Origin of the sequence: Streptomyces sp. NPDC047841 (assembly GCF_040704085.1) — a bacterium.
GTDB lineage: Bacteria > Actinomycetota > Actinomycetes > Streptomycetales > Streptomycetaceae > Streptomyces > Streptomyces argyrophylli.
The window spans coordinates 38,757-59,225 of sequence record NZ_JBEYRP010000002.1; the positions used below are offsets into that span (position 1 = coordinate 38,757).

A 20,469-nucleotide genomic window follows, 5' to 3' on the forward strand; every position below is an offset into this window, starting at 1 on the left:
GTTCCGAAGGGCTGGCATTGCTTACTTTGAAGTAAGGTTACCGAAGGTAAGTCGAGGTGAACCACTGTCGGGTGAACCACCGTCACGGGTGAGGAGCAGATCGACATGAGCCCCCTGGAGCCACCCCGCGCACGCCGGGTCGCGGTGCTCGGCGGCACCCGCGTCCCGTTCGCCCGCTCCGACGGTCCCTACGCCACCGCGAGCAACCAGGAGATGCTGACCGCCGCCCTGAACGGCCTCACCGACCGCTACGGCCTGCACGGCCCCGGCGCGGTCGGCGAGTTCGTCGCCGGCACGGTCCTCAAGCACAGCCGGGACTTCAACCTGGCCCGCGAAACCGTGCTCGGCTCCCGGCTGGACCCGCGCACCCCCGCCTACGACGTCCAGCAGGCCTGCGGCACCGGACTCCAGGCCGTCATCGCCGCCGCCAACAAGATCGCCCTCGGCCAGACCGAGTCGGCGGTGGCGGGCGGCGCCGACACGGCGAGCGACGCGCCCCTGGGCGTCAACGACGGCCTGCGCCGCATCCTCCTGGAGGCCCGCCGGGCGAAGTCCGCGTCCGCCCGCCTGAAGGCGCTGGCCCGCATCCGCCCCGCGCACCTCGTCCCGGACGTCCCGCGCAACGCCGAGCCGCGCACCGGCCTGTCGATGGGCGAGCACGCGGCGGTCACCGCCCGCGCCTGGGGCATCTCCCGCCGGGCCCAGGACGAACTGGCGGCCACCAGCCACCGGCGCCTCGCCGCCGCCTACGAGCGTGGCTTCTTCGCGGACCTGGTGATCCCCTTCCGGGGCCTGGAACGGGACCAGAACCTCCGCCCGGACTCCACCCCGGAGAAACTGGCCGCCCTGAAGCCGGTGTTCGGCACGGACCACCCCGACCCCACCATGACGGCCGGCAACTCCACGCCCCTCACGGACGGCGCCGCCCTCGTCCTGCTGGCGAGCGAGGAGTGGGCCGAGGCGCGCGGCCTGGAACCGCTCGCGTACCTGACCGCGTACGAGACGGCGGCCGTCGACTTCGTCCACGGGGACGTGACGGGCGGCACGGAGGGCGGGGACGGACTGCTGATGGCACCGGCGTACGCGGTCCCGCGCCTGCTGGAGCGCACCGGCCTGGACCTGGCCGACTTCGACCTGGTCGAGATCCACGAGGCCTTCGCCTCCCAGGTGCTGGCCACGCTGGCGGCCTGGGAGAAGCGGGGCCTGCCGCCCGTGGACCGCGCGCGCCTGAACGCCACGGGCTCCTCGCTGGCCACGGGCCACCCCTTCGCGGCGACGGGCGCCCGCATCGTGGCGACCCTGGCCAAGCAACTGGCGGAGCGGGAGGGCCCGGGCAAGGGGCTGATCTCGGTCTGCGCGGCGGGCGGCCAGGGGGTGACGGCGATCCTGGAGCGCCCCTGACACCGGGTGGCGGGCAGAGGTGAACACCCGTCACATAACCCCCGAGGCTGCACATCCCCGGCCCCGGATCATTTCCGGACCCGCACAACCCCCTCACAGCGGAGTCGTACGATCACCTGCCTAACCAGCGGTAACGCCCTGTCCCCGAAGGCCCACCGCAGGTGCACGCACGCCAGAGGAGCCGCCCGTGTCCACGCCGTACCCGACCCCGCCCGCCTCCTCCGGCACCCCGGTCTCCGCCACCGACTACGACGGCCGCCCGGTCCTCGTCGAACCCGTGACGGTCCGGCTCGACGGGGCCGTACGGGAAGTGACGGTCCCCCCGTTCGCGCCCCCGGTCACCCACGGCTCCCTCGCCGACCTCCCGTACGAGAACGCCGAGACCGACCCCGACCGGGTCGTCCTCAGCCGCAAGCGGTCAGACGGCAGTTGGACGGACGTGACGGCCGCGCGCTTCGCCGCCGAGGTGCAGGCCGTGGCCAAGGGCCTGGTCGCCGAGGGGCTGATGCCCGGCGACCGCATCGCCGTCATGTCCCGCACCACGTACGACTGGACCCTGCTCGACTTCGCCGCCTGGGCGGCCGGCCTGGTCACGGTCCCGGTCTACCCGACCTCCTCCGTCTTCCAGACCCGCTGGATCCTGCACGACTCCGGCGCGGTCGCCCTCGTCACCGAGACCGCCGCCCAGGCCGCCGCCATCGGACCCGAGCTCCCCCACCTGCCCGACCTGCGCCACCTGTGGGTGATGGAGAAGGACCACGTGGCACGGCTCGCCGAAGCGGGCGCACTCGTGCCCGAGGGCGAGACCGGCGTACGCCGGGGCATGCTCGGCCCCGACACGCTCGCCACGCTCATCTACACCTCCGGTACCACCGGCCGCCCCAAGGGCTGCGCCCTCTCGCACGGCAACTTCTTCGCCGAGGTCGACAACGCGATCGAACTCCTCCACCCCGTCTTCAAGGCGCAGGGCGAAGACCCCTCGGTCCTGCTCTTCCTCCCCATGTCCCACGTCTTCGGCCGCATGGTGGCCATCGCCTGCGTCCGCGCCCGGGTCCGCCTCGGCCACGCCCCCAGCCTGGCCCCGCGGGACCTCCTCCCGGACCTGGACGCCTTCAAGCCGACCTGCCTGCTGACCATCCCCTACATGCTGGAGAAGGTGTACAACGCGGCGCGCGCCAAGGCGGAGGCCGGCGGCCGGGCGTCGGTCTTCGACCGGGCGGCGGCCGTGGCCGAGCGGTACGGCGAAGCGCTGGAGGCCCGCCAGACCGGCGCGGGCAACGGTCCGGGCCGCGCCCTGAAGACACAGCGCGCCTTCTACGACCCCCTCGTCTACCGCCGCATCCGCGCCGCCATGGGGGGCCGCGTCCGGTACGCCATCTGCGGCGGCTCCCCGCTCGGCCGCCGCCTCGCCGCGTTCTACGCCGGCGCCGGCATCGAGATCTTCGAGGGCTACGGCCTCACGGAGACCACCGGCGCCTCCACGGTCACCCCGCCCCTCAAGCCCCGCCTCGGCACGGTCGGCTGGCCGCTGCCGGGCACACGGGTGAGGATCGCGGCGGACGGCGAAATCCTGGTCGGCGGCGACCACGTGCTGCGCGGCTACTGGGACCCCCAGGCGGGCGGAGTGGTCCCGGCGACCCGCGACGGCTGGCTGCCCACGGGCGACCTCGGCGAACTGGACGACGAGGGCTACCTGACCATCACCGGCCGCAAGAAGGAACTCCTGATCACGGCGGGCGGCAAGTCGGTGGCCCCGGCCCCGCTGGAGAACTGGCTGCGCCAGCACCCGCTGATCTCCCAGGTGATGCTGGTGGGCGACGGCCGCCCCTACGTCGCCGCGCTCATCACCCTGGACCGCGACGGCATCACGCACTGGCGCCAGATGATCGGCAAGCACCCGGTGCCGCCGGAACTCCTGGTGGACGACGAGGAACTGCGCGCGGTCCTGCAACGAGCGCTGGACGAGGCCAACCGGATGGTGTCCCGCCCCGAGTCCATCCGCCGCTTCGCCGTGCTCCCGGTGGACTTCACCGAGTCGGCCGGCCACCTGACCCCGTCCATGAAGCTGCGCCGGGACCAGATCCTGCGGGACTTCGCGGCGGAGGTGGAGGGGCTGTACGAGCGCTGAGGGGACCGGCGCCGGGACGGTCACGTCACCGCACCGGCGACGGTCGGCACCCGCTCCTCGCTGGTCCCGCCTCCTCCGGACTCGGCGGGGCGGGGAGCGGGTTGCCGCCTGGGTCGGTCGCGGCCCGCGCACGATCCTCGCGCGCCGTGCCGAGCCCAGTCAATCCTTGGGTTTCCTCATCAAACCCCAGTGTTAGCTTGGGCCTTGTGACCCTCGAAGACCTCCGCGTGTTCGTCGCCGTGTGCCGTGCGGGCAGCCTCAGCTCGGTCGCCCGTGACCTCGGCCGCACCCAGTCCGCCGTCAGCCAGCACGTCAAGCGGCTGGAGCGGGAGACCGGCGTGGCCCTGCTGGAACGCCAGCCGCGCGGGGTCGTGCCGACGCGGGCCGGCCGGATACTGGAGGCCGCCGCGGGCGAGGGCATCAACGCCCTGGACGTCGCCGTACGACAGCTGCGCGACCTGGTCGACGGCCACAGCGGGTACGTCCGCGTGGCCACCGGCGCGACGACCGTCCGGCACTTCATGTCCGACGCGGTCGTCACGTTCCGCCGCCGGCACCCCACGGTCAACCTGGAGTTCCGCACGGTCAGTTCGGGCCGGGGCAGCTTCGACGCCCTCGCCGACGGCACGCTGGACCTCGCCTGGATCACCATCGGCCCGCCGGTCCGGGGCATCGAGCAGCGGACGTTCGTGGAGCTGCCGTGGCTCCTCGCGGTCCGGGCGGACGACCCGCTGGCCGGCCGCCCGCACCTGGACCCGGCCGAGCTGTCCGGCGCCCGGGTCATCCGGCTCCCGCCGAACTCCACGTCCGCCGCCCACCTGGAAGCGGCGTGCGCCGAGCGGGGCGTCCGGTTCGCCTACGAGCCGAGCGTGGCCGACTGGGACACGGCCCTGCTGCTCGCCGAGCTGGGGATCGGAAGGGCGGTCGTACCGGCCGTGCCGGGGCTGCCGGTCCCCGGCGACGGCCCGCTGCGCCTGGTCCCGCTGCCCGGCCTGCGCCCCCTCCCCGTCGGCTGGGCGGTCCGCCGCTGGGACGCGCTCAGTCCGCCGGCCCGGGCCTTCGCGGACACGGTCGCCGCTCTGCGCTGAGCGCCAGCTCCACCCAGACCGTCTTGCCGACGTCCCGCTCGGACACGCCCCAGAGTGTGGCCAGCACCTGCACGATCACGAGACCCCGGCCGTTCTCGTCCTCCAGCCCCCCGTCGAGGAAGCGGAGGGCGCGGTCGCCCCGGGCGTCGCTCACCTCGATACGCAAGGTGTCCTCGGCGGGGCGCAGCGCGAGCCGCAGTTCGAAGTCCCGGCCCGGTACGAGACCGTGGGTGACGGCGTTGGCGGCGAGTTCGGCCACGACGAGCTGGGCGGTGTGGCTGAGGTCGCCGTCATGGGGATACCCCCAGGTGGCGAGCGCGGTACCGGTGAGCCGCCGCGCCAGCCGGGCGCCTCGCGGCGTTGCGCTGAGCCGTTGGACGAGTTCGGTTGTGGGGGTGGAGATTTCTACGTTCACATCACCGAGCGTGGTCACTTCTCCCTACGCTGACCAGGGGAGACCCGGCGACTGTCCGTAGTCGTACGGGTGCGGTTCGTGGGAGTACGGGTCAGTCGGAGGGGCACGTGACGGAGGAGAGCGGGCGCAGGCCGGAGACGCCGGCGGAGGAGAACGGGTCGGCCGGGGTGTTCGCCGTCCTGGGCAAGCAGCTGAAGCTGATGCGGGAGCGGGCGGGGCTGAACCAGCGGGAGTTCGGCCAGTTGGTGGGGTACGGCCCGGACCAGATCTCCGCGATGGAGCGAGGGGTGCGTACGCCGAGGCCGGAGTTCCTGCGGCGGGCCGACGAGATCCTGGGCGCCAACGGCGTGTTCATCGCGGTCATCCCGGAGGTGGAGGAGGCGATGACCAGGGCGCGGACACGGCATCCCGAGTGGTACCGGGGTTATGCGGCGCTGGAAGAGCAGGCTTCCGCCCTGCACGTCTACAGCAACCTGCTGGTACCGGGTCTACTCCAGACGGAGGCGTACGCCGAGGCCGTGTTCGCGCAGTGGCGGCCCTTGCTGAGCGAGCAGGCGATTGCGAAGCGGGTGGCGGATCGGATGGCTCGACAGCAGAAGTTCGACGTCTGGCCGTCCGCCACCTTCAGCTTCGTACTCGACGAGAGCGTGCTGCTACGCCCGTTGGGTGGCCCGGAGGTGCATGCGCAGCAGCTCCAGAACCTGCTGAGGATCGGCCGTTTGCGTACCGTCGAGCTTCAGGTCATGCCGATGGACCGCGCCGAACAGCCCAGCATGGACGGGCCGTTCAACCTACTGACGGTCCGCAAAGGAGAGCAGGTAGCGTACGTGGAGATCCACACGTATCCACGGCTCATCAGCGACGCGGAAGAAGTGGGCGTCTTGGCCGAACGTTATGGGCTCTTGAGAGCGCAGGCCCTGCGTCCCAGCGAGTCGCTGGACCTGATTGAGAAACTGCGGGGACGGCTATGAGCAGTGACGAACTCAGCTGGTTCAAGAGCAGCTACAGCAGCGGCGGGGGCGGCGAATGCGTCGAACTCGCCTACAGCTGGCGTAAGTCCAGTTACAGCGACGGCGAAGGCGGCCAGTGCCTGGAAGTCGCCGCCCATCCCACCGCCATCCACATCCGCGACTCGAAGCAACCCCTCGCCGCCCACCTCACCGTCACCCCCTCCGCCTGGTCAGCCTTCCTTCTGGGCGAGAAGGAACGCCTGCGGGACGGGTGATTCGCCGCGCGTCACCTCGGGCCCCCGCACGGTGGTGGAGCGGACGGTGAAGCCGGCGCCGGTGAGCAGGTCCGCCATCTGCTCGGGGCGGCGCCGGTGGTAGTCCAGGGTCACGTCATGGCCGAAGGGGCGTTCGAGGCGGAGCGGTACGTCGCCCACCTGGAAGGCGAGGAGGAGCCGTCCGCCAGGCGCCAGCACGCGGTGGAACTCGGTGAACAGGTCGGGGAGTTCGTCCACGGGGGTGTGGATGCTGGAGTACCAGGACACGACCCCGGCCAGCGAACCGTCGGCCGAAGAGAGTTCCCGCATCGAGCCCTGCTCGAACCGCAGGGCGGGATACCGGCGGCGGGCGATGACGATCATGGCGTCCGAGAGGTCGACGCCGAAGACGGACAGGCCCAGACCGTCGAGGTGGGCGGTGACGTCGCCGGGGCCGCAGCCGAGGTCGGCCACCGTGCCGTGGGGGCCGACCTGTTCGGCGTACGCGCCGAGGAGCGCGCGTTCCAGGGGCCGTTCGGCGAGGGGATCGCGGAAGTGGCCGGCGTAGTCCTCGGCGATGGTGTCGTAGAAGGCGCGGGTGTCGGTCATGGGCAGGGACCGTAGCGGCCCGCACCGACACCCCGCTTAGGCTGCTGTCGTTGGCCAACGCATTTACTGGGGGGTACGGGCCGGTGAACCAGTCGACGGATGTGTTCCAGCCGCTCCAGGCGGACGACCCACCCGTGGTGGCGGGTTACCGTCTCGCCGCGCGGCTGGGCGCGGGCGGTATGGGCCGGGTCTACCTGTCCCACACGCAGGGCGGGCGGCCCGTCGCGCTGAAGGTCGTACGGCCGGAACTGGCGGACGATCCGGATTTCCGGCGGCGGTTCGGCAGGGAGGTCAAGGCGGCTCGGCGGGTGAAGGGGGCGTACACCGCCGAGCTGATCGACGCCGATGCCGACGGCGTCCCGCCGTGGCTGGCCACGCTGTACGTGCCGGGGCCGTCCCTGACGGAGGCCGTGGCCCGGCGCGGGCCGTTGCCGGTGGCGGCCGTGCTGTGGCTGATGGCGGGGGTGGCCGAGGCGCTGGAGGCCATTCACGCCGAGGGCATCGTGCACCGGGACCTGAAGCCGTCGAACGTGCTGCTGGCCGCCGACGGGCCCCGGGTGATCGACTTCGGTATCGCGCTGGCGGCCGACGGGACCTCGTACACGGCGACGGGCGGCACGATCGGCACGCCCTCGTTCATGGCTCCGGAGCAGGCGTCCGGGGGCGAGGTGACGGCGGCGACCGACGTCTTCGCGCTCGGGCAGACGGCCGCGTTCGCGGCGCTGGGCAGGCCGCTGTACGGGGACGGTCCGGCCGTGAACGTGCTGTACCGGATCGTGCACGAGGAACCCGGCCTCGATCTGCTGCCCGAGCCGCTGCGTCCGCTGTTCGCGCGGTGCCTGGCCGCCGATCCGGCGGAGCGGGCCACCGCGGCGGAGGTCGTGGAGTGGTGCCGGCAGCGGCTGGGCGCGGACGCCGACGCGGGTGGGGGACCGGCCGTGTGGCGGGAGATCACCGGGCCGGAAGGCGCGGTTCCGGCACCCGTACCGGAGCCGACCCGGGCGTACGCCCAGCAGCAGCCGACCGCGTCGGCCGGCTGGCCGCAGCCGACGCCGGAGCAGCGGAAGGCCCGCCGCCGGCGGCGCGCCGCGCTGATCTCGGTCGCGGGGGTGGCGGGCGGCGCGCTGCTGGCGGCGCTCCTGGCATGGTCGGTCATGGACGCGAACGGCCGGTCCGACGGGCGGGACACGGCGGGTTCCCGGACGTCGGCGACGGCGCCGGCCGCACGGTCCTCGTCGTCGGCGTCCGCGCCGGGCTCCGCGCCGGATTCCCCGTCCCGTCCCTCGGACGCGTCCGCCCCGGGCGCCGGGGACGTCGGGTCCTCGGCCTCGCCCCGGGTCGCGCGGCCGGAGGGGTTCTCCGGGCTGTGGCTGGACGCGAAGACCTCGCTGAGCCTCAAGGACCAACAGCCCCAGCGGAGGGACCGCAAGGGTGACATCCGCTTCGACTGCCGGACGATCGGCTGCGAACTGAAGAGCGACAGCGTGGTGTTCCTGCAGATGTACGGCGGACACGGCACCACCCTCGACGAGTGCCGTCTCTTCCTCAGGCACGCCACCAAGCACAGCTGGACGCTGGCCGGCGCGGCGACCGGTACCGAGTTCTGCCTGAAGGACGACGAGGGCGACATCGGGCTGTACGTGATCCAGACGAAGTCCACCGCGATGCCCGACATCGCCTTCCTCACCGGCGACCTGACCATCTGGCGGCACGCCGCCTAGCTCACCCCCACCCCCCGCAACACCGCCGTCGTCACGGCCGCCCCCAGCACCACCACGACGAACGGTGCCCGGCGCCAGGCCAGTGCGGCGCCGGCCAGCACGCCGGCGGGGCGGGCCCAGCCCGCGAAGCCGCCGGACTCGGTCAGGGCGCCCGTGGCCAGCAGGGCGACCAGGAGGACCACCGCGCCCGCCGTGGCCAGTTCCTGGACGCGGGGCGGGACGGTGACCCGGCCGTGCAGGGCCGGGCCGACCAGCCGGAAGGCGTACGTGCCGGCGGCCAGGGCGAGGATCACGACGAGCGTGGTGTTCACGCGGCGGCTCCCCGGTCGGCCGGGCGGCGGTGCAGGAGCAGTCCCGCCAGGGCCAGCAGGACCGGGACCCCGGCCGGGACGGCGGGCGTGGCCGCCAGGGCCAGGGCGGCGCCGAGCAGGGCACACCGCCGTACCGCCGCGTCCGCGCGGAGGGCGGGCAGGACCAGGGCGACGAGGACGGCGGGGAACGCGGCGTCCAGGCCGTAGCGGGCGGTGTCGCCGAGGGCGCCGCCCGCGAGCCCGCCGGCCAGGACGCCGATGTTCCACACGGCGAACAGGCCGAGCCCGGAGATCCAGAACGCCCGCCGCTGCCGTACCGGGTCGGACTGGGCGAGGGCGAAGGCGACCGTCTCGTCGGTGACCAGATGGGCGCCCAGGAAACGGGTCGCGCGGTTGGTGCCGATGATCTCGGCCACGGCAAGGCTGAAGGCCGCGGTCCGGGTGTTGAGCAGCAGCCCGGTGGCCACGGCGGCGACGGGCCCGCCCCCGGCGAGCAGCACGCCCACCGCGCTGAACTGGGCCGATCCCGCGTAGACCACCAGCGACATCAGCACCGGCACCCACAGGGGCAGTCCGCCGGCGACGGAGACGGCGCCGAAGGAGACGCCGACGATGCCGCTGGCCAGCCAGACGAGTGAGCTGTCGCGGAGGAGGGAACGGTCCGCGTCGGGCGGGGGCGGTGTTCGGTGTGGCGAACGCATGTTCTCTACGATGGACAGTGAGCGCCCTGTCCGTCAAGGCGAACGATCGTACCGATGGAGCGAACGCACATGTCCGAGGTGCCCGCCCGGCTCCCCCTGGAGTGGATCGCCGCGTCCCTGAAGCGGGAGCGCGGCCGTGCCGGCCTGTCCCTGTCCGAGCTGGCCAAGCGGGCCGGAATCGCCAAGTCCACGCTGTCCCAGCTGGAGGCCGCGAGCGGGAACCCGAGCATGGAGACCATCTGGGCGCTCGCGGTGGCGCTCGGGGTGCCGTTCAGCGCCCTGGTGGAGTCACCGGCGCCCAGCGTCCAGGTGATCCGGGCCGGCGAGGGGCCCACGGTCGGCTCGGAGCGGTCCAGCTATGTGGCCGCGCTGCTGTCGGCGAGCCCGCCGGGGGCGCGCCGGGACATTTATCACGTGTGGCTGGAGCCCGGGACCGTACGGGATTCAGAGCCCCACACCCCGGGGACCGTCGAGCACATCGTGGTCAGCGACGGGGCCGTGAAAGCCGGTCCGCGCGGCGGGGCCGTGGAACTCGGCCCCGGGGACTACATGTCGTACCGGGGAGACGTGCCCCATGCGTACGAGGCGCTCGCGGCCGGGACCACGTTCGTGCTGATCATGCAGCACATGTGACGTGCGTGAATACGAAATGAACGGGGAAAGGCAGGAGCCCCGTCGCCGGTGGCGCGGGGCTCCTTGGGTACTGCACTCAGGTTCTGCGATCAGGCAGTGATCAGACGGGAGTGACGTTCTCCGCCTGCGGGCCCTTCGGGCCCTGCGTCACGTCGAAGCTCACCTGCTGGTTCTCCTCGAGGGAGCGGAAGCCGGAGGCGTTGATCGCGGAGTAGTGAACGAAGACGTCGGGGCCGCCGCCCTCCTGGGCGATGAAGCCAAAGCCCTTTTCGGCGTTGAACCACTTCACGGTTCCGGTAGCCATAAGCCCTCCTTGGGCCCAAAAGGGTTGCCCTGCCTCCAGAACCTGCAAGTGCGAAACGGTGCTGCACGACTGCATTCGTCTGAAAACGACGAGAGCCTGCGGTTACATGCTCCGCAGGCTCTGTACTGCAAGGGAAACCAAACTGCAACTTGCGGCAAGCCTAGCATCCGGGCAGCCGAAAGCAATAGGGGTCAAGATCACGTCACCCGGATGTTTGAACGTCCGCTAGGCCGTTCGGAGGTGGGGCCGGTCCGGGCGCCGTACTCCACGGGGTCTAGTCTCGCGATGTGGACAATTCTCGCACCCGGCCGCGCGTCGGCCACATCCAGTTCCTGAACTGCCTGCCCCTGTACTGGGGGCTCGCGAGAACCGGCACGCTCCTCGACTTCGAGCTCACCAAGGACACCCCGGAGAAGCTCAGCGAGCGGCTCGTGCACGGTGACCTCGACATCGGCCCCGTCACCCTGGTGGAGTTCCTGCGCAACGCCGACGACCTCGTCGCCTTCCCCGACATCGCCGTCGGCTGCGACGGCCCGGTGATGTCCTGCGTGATCGTCTCGCAGGTCCCGCTGGACCGGCTCGACGGCGCCCGGGTCGCCCTCGGCTCGACCTCGCGCACCTCGGTCCGGCTCGCCCAGCTGCTGCTCGCCGAGCGGTACGGCGTCCAGCCCGACTACTACACCTGCCCGCCCGACCTCAGCCTGATGATGCAGGAGGCGGAGGCCGCCGTCCTCATCGGCGACGCCGCCCTGCGCGCCAACCTCCTCGACGGCCCCCGCTTCGGCCTCCAGGTCCACGACCTCGGCGCGCTGTGGAAGGAGTGGACCGGCCTGCCGTTCGTCTTCGCGGTGTGGGCGGCCCGCCGGGACTACCTGGAACGCGAGCCGTTCATCACCCGCAAGGTCCACGAGGCCTTCCTCGCCTCCCGCGACCTCTCCCTGGAAGAGGTGCACAAGGTCGCCGAACAGGCCGCCCGCTGGGAGGACTTCGACGAGGCCACCCTGGAGCAGTACTTCACCACCCTCGACTTCAGCTTCGGCGCGCCGCAGTTGGAGGCCGTCGCCGAGTTCGCCCGCCGGGTCGGCCCGACGACCGGCTTCCCGGCCGACGTGAAGGTGGATCTGCTCCAGCCCTGAACGGGGTAGGAACCCGGGACGGGGCGACCGAGGGGGGAAGCGTGGGCGGGGTGACCACGGGGGTGCCGGTGCTCGGCGCCCTGCTCTGGGGCGTGCTGGCCGGGGCCCTGCTGCCCCGCGCCGCCTACCGCTTCGCCGTACCGTCCGGCGAGCCGTGGCGCGACCGCTGCCCCGGCGGCCGCCATCCGGTCCGGGGGTGGCTGGGCCGGGTCCGGTGCGCTGCGTGCGCGCGCGTGGGCGAACGCGGGGGAGCCGAGGGGCGCGTGCCCGTCACCTCGTACCAGCCGTACGCCCCCTCCGCGCCGCTCCTCGCCACCGCCACCGCCCTCGTCTGCGCCGCCCTCGCCGCCGCCACCGGCACCCGGCCGGAGCTGGCGGTGTGGCTGCTGATCGCGCCCGCCGGCGTGCTCCTCGCCGCCGTCGACCTCCGGGTGCAGCGGCTGCCCGACCCGCTGACCCTCCCGCTCGCCGCCACCGCCCTCGCCCTGCTCGGCCTCGCCGCCCTGCTCCCTGGACACGCCGGTCACTGGCGCACCGCCCTCTACGGCGCCCTCGCGCTGGGCGCCGGCTACTACCTGCTGTACCGCGTCAACCCGGGCGGCATGGGCTTCGGTGACGTGAAGCTGGCCGTGGGCGCGGGCGCCGCGCTCGGCTGGTACGGCTGGCCCACCGTGCTGCTCGGCACCTTCGCGGGCTTCCTGCTCGGCGCGCTCTACGGCGGCGCGCTCGTCCTGGCCCGGCGGGCGGGCCGGAAGACGGCCGTGCCGTTCGGCCCGTTCCTCCTCGCCGGCGCCCTCACCGGGGTGCTGATCGGCGCGTACGCGGCCTGAGCGCGGGCGGAAGAAGGGGCTGGCGTAGGCTGGCTCAGTCCGTCCACAACCCTTGACGAAAGGGACACCCTGGTGACCGAGAAGGCCGACCTCACGTCTGTCCTCGACCGTGCCGCTGCCGGTGGGCGGATCACCCCGGAAGAGGCGCTCGTCCTCTACCGCGACGCCCCCCTGCACGCCCTGGGAGCCGCCGCCGACGCGGTGCGCCGCCGCAAGTACGCGGGCATCGAGCACATCGCCACGTACATCATCGAGCGGAACATCAACTACACGAACGTGTGTGTCACGGCGTGCAAGTTCTGCGCCTTCTACGCGGCCCCCAAGGACAAGGAGAAGGGCTGGACGCGGGACCTGGACGACATCCTGCGCCGCTGCGCCGAGACCGTGGAGCTCGGCGGCACCCAGATCATGTTCCAGGGCGGCCACCACCCGGACTACGGCGTCGAGTACTACGAGAAGCACTTCCGGGCCATCAAGGAGGCCTTCCCGCAGCTCGTCATCCACTCCCTGGGCGCGTCCGAGGTCGAGCACATGGCCCGGATCAGCGGGGTCTCGGTGGAAGAGGCCATCACCCGCATCCACGAGGCCGGCCTGGACTCCTTCGCCGGCGCGGGCGCGGAACTGCTGCCCGAGCGCCCCCGCAAGGCCATCGCGCCCCTCAAGGAGAGCGGCGAGCGCTGGCTGGAGATCATGGAGACCGCGCACCGGCTGGGCGTCGAGTCCACCTCCACCATGCTGATGGGCACCGGCGAGACCAACGCCGAGCGGATCGAGCACCTGCGGATGATCCGGGACGTGCAGGACCGCACGGGCGGCTTCCGCGCGTTCATCCCGTACACCTACCAGCCCGAGAACAACCACCTGAAGGGCCGCACCCAGGCCACGCTCTTCGAGTACCTGCGCATGATCGCCATCGCCCGCCTCTTCCTGGACAACGTCCAGCACATCCAGGGCTCGTGGCTCACCACCGGCAAGGAGGTCGGCCAGCTGTCCCTGCACTACGGCGCGGACGACCTCGGCTCGATCATGCTGGAGGAGAACGTGGTCTCCTCGGCCGGCGCCAAGCACCGCTCCAACCGCCTGGAGATCATCGACCTGATCCGCAAGGCGGGCCGCGTCCCGGCGCAGCGCGCGACGACGTACGAGCACCTGGTCGTGCACGACGACCCGGCGAACGACCCCGTGGACGACCGCGTGGTCTCCCACATCTCCTCCACGGCCATCGAGGGCGGCACGGCCCACCCCGAGCTGAAGCTGCTCGCGTCGAACTAGGGCCGCCGTGCTGACGATCCACGCCGACTCCAGGGGGCACGCCTTCCTCGTCAAGGGGGAGTGGATCGAGGCGGTCGGTCCCCTGGAGGAGCTGACCGCCGCGCAGCCACGCGTGCGTGTGCGCGCCTGGCCCGGCATCCTCACGCCCGGGTTCGTCAACCCCTACGGCAACGAGCTGCTGGAGCGGACGTACCACCCGGACCCACGCGAGGCCGACGAGCTCGGCACCGAGCCGCTGACCGGGGACGCGCTCGGCTCGCTCACCCTGGACGACGCCCGCTGGGGCGCGAGCGCCCGGCGGGGCATCCAGCGCCTGCTGGCGCACGGCACGGTCGCCGTGGCCTGCGAGCCCTTCGGCAGCCGCGCGGTGCGCGACGCCGTGCGGCGCTCCGGGCTCGGGACCGTGGGACGGCTGGGCACCCCCGACGACCCGCCCTCCCTGGACCCGTTCGGCTCCGCCCGGCCCCCCATGCCGGCGACCGAACGCCGCGAGGGTTCCGCCGCCCGCTTCGCCGTCTTCGACGTGCGCGACGAGGAAGAGCTGGCCGAGCGGGGCGCGGGGACGTGCGTGGCGACGGTGGTGGCGGGACGGCTGGTGTTCCGCCGCCGCTGAGCAGCCGCGGCGGTCCGCCGGGCCGGAGAGGCGGTCCGCTCAGCCGGAGAAGCGGCGCGCGAAGGCACCGGACGTCTGGCTCACCCCGCTGCAGTCCGTGGCCGCGTCGTCCTGCCCGGACCGCCCCTTGGTACACGGCCGGTCCCGGAACGCCGACCACATCGACACCCAGGCGAGCCCCTTCCGCTCCGCGAACGTCCGCACCTGGTCCGCGTCGGACAGCGTGAACGTCTCCCCGGCCACGTCGTTGACGCCGATCATGGAGGTCAGCGCCATGCCCCGCCAGGCGGCCGCGTCCGACAGCCCGAACACCTTCTTCAGCTGGGCGTGCGCGGCCGTCGCGGACGTCACGGCGTAGTCCCCCATGTCACCGTCGTACGACTCGCCGTAGTTCATGGTCATGAGATCGACCGTGGAGACCTGGACGTCGTACGTGTTCGCGGACTCCAGCAGCGCGAGGCCGTCCGCGTCGAGCCCCGAGGGCATCACCGGGAGGGTGAAGGAGACCTTCAGGTCCGGTCGTTCCTCCTGCAGCCGCGCTATCGCCCGCGAACGCAGGCCGACGGAGGCGGAGTTCGTCAGTTCGTCTCCCTCGATGTCGAAGTCGGCCGCGCTGGAGCCGGCCGCGTCCAGCGCCTTTCCATACGCGGCGGCGAGTTCCGAAACGCTGTCGCAGACGGCGGCCAACTCCTTTCCGGAGGCGCCGCCGAACGAAACACGGACATCGGCGCCGGTTTTCCTCAGCGCGGATATCCGGGACGTCACGGCGGAATCGGTGATCGCCTCGGTGCCGTTCCACTGTGGCGTACAGCCACTGCCACCGGAGATCACGAAGGCGAGGTTGTACGTCGCCGGGGACCCGGCGGAGTCGGTGGCCGCGGCCTCGGTGGCGCTGACGTAGGGGGCGTAGACGGTGCTGGTCGTGGGGGCGGCGGCGGTGCTGGAGGCGGCGGCGTGCGGTGCGCTCGTGGCCCCGGCGGAACAACCCGTCACCGCGAGCGCGACCGCGCAGCCGGCCCCGGCCATCGGCCTCAGTGGACTCCTCATGGAAGGAAATCTCTCACACCGGGGTGTGCATTCCGTGCGTTCTCTCAGCCCGCCGACAGGTTCACGGCGCCTTCATGGGCGGCTCACAAGGATCTCGGGTGGCTCACAAGAATTCCAGAGAAAAGGACACATAAAGCCTCTCTAATATCCGGGGAATGCAATCCGAACCCGCCATCGAAACTTGCGCCGCCGGGCGCGGTCGTCGCCGCACACATGGCAACGGGTCCACCGAGGGACCCGTGTTCGTTGACACCACCGGACGCCGGTCGAAGGTGCTGCGCCGCCTCGGCCTGTTCCTCGGCGCCGTCTGCCTCGCCTACGCGGGCGTGCTCGCCGCCGCGTTCATGGGCTGGGGCACCTCGCTGAACCCGTCGTCCCTGCTGCCCTTCGGCGCGCGTGCCGAAGACGGCCGGGCACCCGGCGGGATACGGCCCGAGGGCGGCATCGGCCGCCAGGCGGACCTGCCGGACACCGTCCGGCCGACGGCCTCACCCACCGCGTCCACGACCCCGTCCGCCTCCGCATCCGCGTCCGCGGGCGCCAACTGAGCGGAGCGCAGCGGCAGTCATGACCACTCCGACGTCCTCCCGGCGCCGCAGGCGCGCGCCCACCCGCATCGAGCGCGCGGCAGGCCGGGCCGCGGCGCTGCAACGCCCCCGCGTCATCCTCGCCCTCCTGCTCCTGCTCGCGCTGACCTGCGTGATGCTGCTCGACGGGTACCTGCGCGCCGAGGTCGGCGGCGACCAGCGCGTGCGCAGCGGAGCCGACTCCAGCGAGGTCCCGGACACGATCCTCGACGGCGGCCCGATCCTCACCTTCCGCGGCGGCCAGGCCACCACGGTCTCCGTCCCCGCCAAGACCATCGCCCTCACCTTCGACGACGGCCCGAACCCGACCTGGACGCCCCAGGTCCTCGAGATCCTGCGCAAGTACGACGTCCCCGGCACGTTCTTCCTGGTGGGCTCGATGGTGTCGCGCTACCCGGGCATCGTGCGGACGATGGTCGAGCAGGGCAACGAGGTCGGCGTGCACACCTTCACGCACGTCGACCTGTCGTACCAGTCCGCGTCCCGCGTCGACCGCGAGATGGAGCAGACACAGCTCGCCCTCGCCGGTGCGGCCGGCATCACCACGACCCTGTTCCGGGCGCCGTACTCCTCCGAGACGGACGCCATCGACGACTACAGCTGGCCCGTCTACGAGAGGCTCGGCAAGGACGGCTACACCAGCGTCTTCGTGGACACCGACAGCGACGACTGGAAGCGGCCGGGCGTCTCCGACATCGTGAAGTGGGCCACCCCGAAGGGCACCCGGGGCGCCTCGGTGCTCTTCCACGACGCGGGCGGCGAACGCTCGCAGACGATCGCGGCGCTGCCGGAGTACATCGAGAAGATGAAGGCGAAGGGCTACACCTTCACCACCATCAGCGGGGTCATGGAGCGCCCGCGCGCGGCGGACCGGCAGACGGCGGCCGGCGGCACGCCGGCCGGCCTCCGCCTCCAGGCCGCCCACCACCGGGCCACCGGACCGACCCTCTACGAGGGCAAGGCCCTCATCGCGGCCGTGGCCGTCGCCGAGTGGACCGTGCCCACGCTGTCGGTCGGGCTGGCGATCGTCGGGGTGGCCGTGCTGGGCCGCTTCGGGATGATGCTGGTCCTCGCCCGCCGCCACCACCGGCAGCGCAACAGACGCCGGTTCGGCTGGGGTCCCGCGGTCACCGGTCCGGTGAGCGTGGTCGTCCCGGCGTACAACGAGAAGGAGTGCATCGCCAACACCCTCCGGTCGCTGGCGCGCAGCACCCACCCGATCGAGATCATCGTGGTGGACGACGGCTCGACCGACGGCACCTCGCGGATCGCGCGCGACGCGGCCGAGTCGCTCGGCATGACGAACGTCCGGGTGATCCGCCAGGAGAACGCCGGCAAACCGGCCGCGCTGAACAACGGCGTGCGCAACGCGTCGTACGACATCGTCGTCATGATGGACGGCGACACGGTCTTCGAACCGGACACCGTGCGGCAACTGGTGCAGCCGTTCGCCGACCCGTCCGTCGGCGCGGTCGCCGGCAACGCCAAGGTCGGCAACCGCACCACCGTGATCGGGGCCTGGCAGCACATCGAGTACGTGATGGGCTTCAACCTCGACCGGCGCATGTACGACCTGCTGCGCTGCATGCCCACCATCCCGGGCGCGATCGGCGCGTTCCGCCGGGACGCCGTGCTGGCGGCCGGCGGCATGAGCGAGGACACCCTCGCCGAGGACACCGACATCACCATCGCCATGCACCGCGCGGGCTGGCGGGTCGTCTACCAGGAGCACGCCCGGGCCTGGACGGAGGCGCCCGGCTCGCTCAAGCAGCTCTGGTCCCAGCGCTACCGCTGGTCGTACGGCACCATGCAGGCCCTGTGGAAGCACCGCAAGTCCCTGACGGACCGGGGGCCCTCGGGCCGCTTCGGCCGGGTCGGCATGCCCCTGGTGGTGATCTTCCAGGTGGTCACGCCGCTCTTCGCCCCGCTCATCGACGTCTTCACCGTCTACTCGATGATCTTCGTCGACTTCCGGGCGGCCCTGCTCGCCTGGCTGGCGGTCCTCGGCGTCCAGCTCCTGTGCGCGGCCTACGCCTTCCGCCTCGACCGCGAGAAGTACCGCTACCTGCTGATGATGCCCCTGCAACAACTGGCCTACCGCCAGATGATGTACCTCGTCCTCATCCACTCCTGCGTCACCGCGCTCACCGGCGGCCGCCTGCGCTGGCAGAAGCTGAAGCGGACGGGCGAGGTCGGCACACCGGCGGAGGCGGGCTGAGATGGGAGCGCACAGCAGGACCGCGGCCGTTCCCGCCGTACGGCCGTCCGGACCCGGCCCCGCCGGGCGCGACCGCTACTTCGACACGCTCAGGGCCCTGGCGCTGATCCGGGTGGTGACCTACCACACCTTCGGGTGGGCCTGGTGCGGCCTGGTGTTCCCCTCCATGGGCGTCATGTTCGCCCTGGCCGGGACCCTGATGGCGAAGTCCCTGGAACGCCCGGCCCCCAAGGTCCTCGGGAGCCGGCTCAGACGGCTGCTGCCCCCGTTCTGGTTCTGGGGCTTCTTCGTGGTGCTCGCGATGCTGGTCCACGGCTGGATGCCGGGCCGGCAGATCGTCTTCTGGGTCGTCCCGCTCGGCGACCCGCCGGGCAGCGCGTGGGGCGAGCAGGCCTGGGAGATCCTCTGGTACCTGCGCACCTACCTCTGGTTCGTGCTGCTCTCCCCGCTGCTGCTGCGGGTCTTCCGGCTCGCCCCGGTCCCCGTCCTGCTGCTGTCCCTGGCGCCGGTCCTGGTGCTGGACTTCTGCTGGGCGGGCCCGGACAACCGGCTGGGCAGCGCCCTGTGGGACCTGTCGACGTACCTCTTCTGCTGGCTGCTGGGCTTCGCCCACCGCGACGGTGTGCTCCAGCGGGCCAAGCCGGTCCCGGTGGCCGTCCTGTCGCTCGCGGCCCTCGGCTACGGCGCCTGGTACGCCTTCGGGCACCAGGCCGAGTTCGGGACGTACGACCTGGACGAGAACCCCCTCGCGCAGGCCTTCTGGTCGGCCGGCTTCGTGACGCTGCTGATGTGGGCGAAGGCGCGCCTGCGGATCGACCTCGCCGGGCTGACCCGGTTCCGGCGCCTGGACCGCGCGGTCACCGTGTTCAACGCCCGCGCGGTGACGATCTACCTCTGGCACGAGATCGCGCTGGTGCTGGCCGTCCCGCTGATCGACCGGCTCTGGAACGTACCGGCCTTCGAGACCTACCTGCCGCTGGACAGCCAGTGGTTCCTGTTCGGTGTCGGCTGGGTGCTGATCGCCTTCTTCGTGCTGGCGTGCGGGTGGGTGGAGGACGTGGCGGCCCGCAAGAAGCCGACGCTCCTGCCGGGAGGGCGGGCTGCAAGAATGGGCGGGTGACCCGCGCTTCCCTGAACAAGCAGCCACACGAAGTCGCCTCGATGTTCGACGACGTGGCGGAACGGTACGACCTGACGAACGACGTGTTGTCGCTCGGCCAGGACCGGCGCTGGCGCAAGGAGGTGGCGAAGGCGGTCGACGCGCGCCCCGCGCAGAAGGTCCTGGACCTCGCCGCCGGCACGGCCACCTCCTCGCTGCCCTTCGCGCGGACCGGCGCGTACGTCGTCCCCTGCGACTTCTCCCTCGGCATGCTCCAGGTCGGCAAGAAGAAGCACACCTGGCTGCCGTTCACGGCGGGCGACGCGACGAGGCTGCCCTTCAAGGACGACACCTTCGACGCGGTGACGATCTCCTTCGGGCTGCGCAACGTCCAGGACACGGACGCGGCGCTGCGCGAGATGCACCGGGTCACCCGGCCCGGCGGACGCGTGGTGATCTGCGAGTTCTCCCATCCGACGTGGGCGCCGTTCCGCACCGTCTACACCGAGTACCTGATGCGGGCGCTGCCGTCGGTCGCGCGCGCGGTCTCCTCCAGCCCGGACGCGTACGTCTACCTCGCCGAGTCCATCCGCGCCTGGCCCGACCAGCCCGCGCTCGCCGAACGGCTGCGCGGGGCGGGCTGGTCCAAGGTGGCGTGGCGCGACCTCACCGGCGGGGTGGTCGCGCTGCACCGGGGCTTCAAGGAGTAGCGGGCTTCCGGGAGGCGGGGAGTCTCAGGAGGAGCCGAACCCGGCTACCGCGTACGGGTCGCCCGGCTGTTCCAGCTCCCGTCGCAGTCCGCCCGTCGGTGGCCGCGGAACGCGCGGTTCCCGCACGCCTCCGCCGCCCTCTCCCTCACCGAAGTCGAACCACACGTAGACCATCGAGTCCGGCGGCACCTCGGCGCCGGGCTGCGGGTACTGGCGTACGACGTAGTCGACCACGGTGCGGTGGAACTCCGGGCGGTCCGGCGCGTTGAGGAGCAGACCCCGCGCCCTGGCCGTCTCGCGCGCGTCCACGGCCATGAGACCGACCAGACGAGGGACGCGCACTTCGGGTGTTTTGGGTGTTATACGCACAGATGTCACCCCCAGCGGTACTGGAAGGGTAACGCTCACCCGGTCCGCCCGGAAGGCGCCGGTACCTTTCCGT

22 protein-coding genes are annotated in these 20,469 nt (G+C 72.1%); 15 read left to right on the plus strand and 7 right to left on the minus strand.

Annotated elements, in window-relative coordinates:
* Window positions 1-105: 105 nt before the first annotated feature.
* The 3 genes from AB0947_RS02705 to AB0947_RS02715 all read left to right on the plus strand — a co-directional run bounded on the left by AB0947_RS02705 (window position 106) and on the right by AB0947_RS02715 (window position 4,617).
* Window positions 106-1,401 (plus strand): acetyl-CoA C-acetyltransferase, encoded by a 1,296-nt coding sequence (locus tag AB0947_RS02705; RefSeq protein WP_366748474.1) that lies wholly within the window; start codon window positions 106-108, stop codon window positions 1,399-1,401.
* Between the two features lie 187 nt (window positions 1,402-1,588).
* The gene (locus tag AB0947_RS02710) at window positions 1,589-3,529 is read left to right on the plus strand and encodes an AMP-dependent synthetase/ligase (RefSeq protein ID WP_366748475.1); all 1,941 of its coding nucleotides are present in this window, start codon (window positions 1,589-1,591) and stop codon (window positions 3,527-3,529) included.
* Window positions 3,530-3,735: 206 nt separating this feature from the next.
* The gene (locus AB0947_RS02715; protein ID WP_366748476.1) at window positions 3,736-4,617 is read left to right on the plus strand and encodes a LysR family transcriptional regulator; all 882 of its coding nucleotides are present in this window, start codon (window positions 3,736-3,738) and stop codon (window positions 4,615-4,617) included.
* On the opposite strand, the gene AB0947_RS02720 is transcribed toward AB0947_RS02715, so the two are convergent.
* Entirely contained in the window at window positions 4,568-5,032 is a 465-nt protein-coding gene (locus AB0947_RS02720; RefSeq protein ID WP_366748477.1) for an ATP-binding protein, read from the minus strand. The genes AB0947_RS02715 and AB0947_RS02720 overlap by 50 nt on opposite strands.
* A 107-nt stretch (window positions 5,033-5,139) precedes the next feature.
* Here AB0947_RS02720 and AB0947_RS02725 point away from each other — a divergent pair, with 107 nt between their 5' ends.
* Together AB0947_RS02725 and AB0947_RS02730 are read left to right on the plus strand one after the other, a co-directional pair.
* Entirely contained in the window at window positions 5,140-6,003 is an 864-nt protein-coding gene (locus AB0947_RS02725) for a helix-turn-helix transcriptional regulator (RefSeq protein WP_366748478.1), read from the plus strand.
* Window positions 6,000-6,257: a DUF397 domain-containing protein gene (locus tag AB0947_RS02730; protein ID WP_366748479.1), complete on the plus strand. Its 258-nt coding sequence runs from the start codon at window positions 6,000-6,002 to the stop codon at window positions 6,255-6,257. Before AB0947_RS02725 ends, AB0947_RS02730 begins: the two co-directional genes overlap by 4 nt.
* On the opposite strand, the gene AB0947_RS02735 is transcribed toward AB0947_RS02730, so the two are convergent.
* Window positions 6,213-6,845 (minus strand): methyltransferase domain-containing protein, encoded by a 633-nt coding sequence (locus AB0947_RS02735; RefSeq protein ID WP_366748480.1) that lies wholly within the window; start codon window positions 6,843-6,845, stop codon window positions 6,213-6,215. The two genes, AB0947_RS02730 and AB0947_RS02735, sit on opposite strands and share 45 nt — an antisense overlap.
* A gap of 83 nt (window positions 6,846-6,928) precedes the next feature.
* Between AB0947_RS02735 and AB0947_RS02740 the strand changes: the two genes are divergently transcribed.
* Window positions 6,929-8,566, plus strand: coding sequence for a serine/threonine-protein kinase (locus AB0947_RS02740; RefSeq protein ID WP_366748481.1), 1,638 nt, complete (start codon window positions 6,929-6,931; stop codon window positions 8,564-8,566).
* Here AB0947_RS02740 and AB0947_RS02745 read toward each other — a convergent pair.
* Together AB0947_RS02745 and AB0947_RS02750 are read right to left on the minus strand one after the other, a co-directional pair.
* Window positions 8,563-8,877, minus strand: coding sequence for an AzlD domain-containing protein (locus AB0947_RS02745; protein WP_366748482.1), 315 nt, complete (start codon window positions 8,875-8,877; stop codon window positions 8,563-8,565). The genes AB0947_RS02740 and AB0947_RS02745 overlap by 4 nt on opposite strands.
* Window positions 8,874-9,578: an AzlC family ABC transporter permease gene (locus AB0947_RS02750; RefSeq protein WP_366748483.1), complete on the minus strand. Its 705-nt coding sequence runs from the start codon at window positions 9,576-9,578 to the stop codon at window positions 8,874-8,876. Before AB0947_RS02750 ends, AB0947_RS02745 begins: the two co-directional genes overlap by 4 nt.
* Window positions 9,579-9,647: 69 nt before the next feature.
* Between AB0947_RS02750 and AB0947_RS02755 the strand changes: the two genes are divergently transcribed.
* On the plus strand, window positions 9,648-10,211 hold the full coding sequence (locus AB0947_RS02755; protein ID WP_366748789.1) for an XRE family transcriptional regulator: 564 nt from the start codon (window positions 9,648-9,650) through the stop codon (window positions 10,209-10,211).
* 100 nt (window positions 10,212-10,311) lie between these two features.
* Here AB0947_RS02755 and AB0947_RS02760 read toward each other — a convergent pair whose 3' ends face one another.
* On the minus strand, window positions 10,312-10,515 hold the full coding sequence (locus tag AB0947_RS02760; RefSeq protein WP_003992177.1) for a cold-shock protein: 204 nt from the start codon (window positions 10,513-10,515) through the stop codon (window positions 10,312-10,314).
* Window positions 10,516-10,802: 287 nt separating this feature from the next.
* Here AB0947_RS02760 and AB0947_RS02765 point away from each other — a divergent pair, with 287 nt between their 5' ends.
* The 4 genes from AB0947_RS02765 (at window position 10,803) to AB0947_RS02780 (ending at window position 14,366) form a co-directional block, all read left to right on the plus strand.
* Window positions 10,803-11,651, plus strand: coding sequence for a menaquinone biosynthesis protein (locus AB0947_RS02765; protein WP_366748484.1), 849 nt, complete (start codon window positions 10,803-10,805; stop codon window positions 11,649-11,651).
* A gap of 50 nt (window positions 11,652-11,701) precedes the next feature.
* On the plus strand, window positions 11,702-12,481 hold the full coding sequence (locus AB0947_RS02770) for an A24 family peptidase (protein WP_366748790.1): 780 nt from the start codon (window positions 11,702-11,704) through the stop codon (window positions 12,479-12,481).
* A gap of 72 nt (window positions 12,482-12,553) precedes the next feature.
* Window positions 12,554-13,753: a cyclic dehypoxanthinyl futalosine synthase gene (gene mqnC / locus AB0947_RS02775; RefSeq protein ID WP_014674270.1), complete on the plus strand. Its 1,200-nt coding sequence runs from the start codon at window positions 12,554-12,556 to the stop codon at window positions 13,751-13,753.
* A gap of 7 nt (window positions 13,754-13,760) precedes the next feature.
* Window positions 13,761-14,366 (plus strand): hypothetical protein, encoded by a 606-nt coding sequence (locus AB0947_RS02780; protein ID WP_366748485.1) that lies wholly within the window; start codon window positions 13,761-13,763, stop codon window positions 14,364-14,366.
* A 39-nt stretch (window positions 14,367-14,405) separates the two neighbouring features.
* On the opposite strand, the gene AB0947_RS02785 is transcribed toward AB0947_RS02780, so the two are convergent.
* The gene (locus tag AB0947_RS02785) at window positions 14,406-15,413 is read right to left on the minus strand and encodes a chitinase (protein WP_366748486.1); all 1,008 of its coding nucleotides are present in this window, start codon (window positions 15,411-15,413) and stop codon (window positions 14,406-14,408) included.
* A gap of 239 nt (window positions 15,414-15,652) precedes the next feature.
* On the opposite strand from AB0947_RS02785, the gene AB0947_RS02790 reads away from it, so the two are divergent.
* The 4 genes from AB0947_RS02790 to AB0947_RS02805 are packed head-to-tail and all read left to right on the plus strand — an operon-like array spanning window position 15,653 to window position 20,027.
* The gene (locus tag AB0947_RS02790; RefSeq protein ID WP_366748487.1) at window positions 15,653-15,961 is read left to right on the plus strand and encodes a hypothetical protein; all 309 of its coding nucleotides are present in this window, start codon (window positions 15,653-15,655) and stop codon (window positions 15,959-15,961) included.
* A 19-nt stretch (window positions 15,962-15,980) separates the two neighbouring features.
* Window positions 15,981-18,218: a glycosyltransferase gene (locus AB0947_RS02795; protein WP_366748488.1), complete on the plus strand. Its 2,238-nt coding sequence runs from the start codon at window positions 15,981-15,983 to the stop codon at window positions 18,216-18,218.
* Between the two features lies 1 nt (window position 18,219).
* A complete protein-coding gene (locus AB0947_RS02800; RefSeq protein ID WP_366748489.1) occupies window positions 18,220-19,338 on the plus strand; it encodes an acyltransferase in 1,119 nt (372 codons plus the stop codon).
* Window positions 19,335-20,027, plus strand: coding sequence for a demethylmenaquinone methyltransferase (locus AB0947_RS02805; RefSeq protein WP_366748490.1), 693 nt, complete (start codon window positions 19,335-19,337; stop codon window positions 20,025-20,027). The genes AB0947_RS02800 and AB0947_RS02805 overlap by 4 nt, the downstream gene beginning before the upstream one ends.
* Window positions 20,028-20,051: 24 nt before the next feature.
* On the opposite strand, the gene AB0947_RS02810 is transcribed toward AB0947_RS02805, so the two are convergent.
* A complete protein-coding gene (locus tag AB0947_RS02810; protein WP_366748491.1) occupies window positions 20,052-20,369 on the minus strand; it encodes a PASTA domain-containing protein in 318 nt (105 codons plus the stop codon).
* Window positions 20,370-20,469 lie beyond the last annotated feature (100 nt).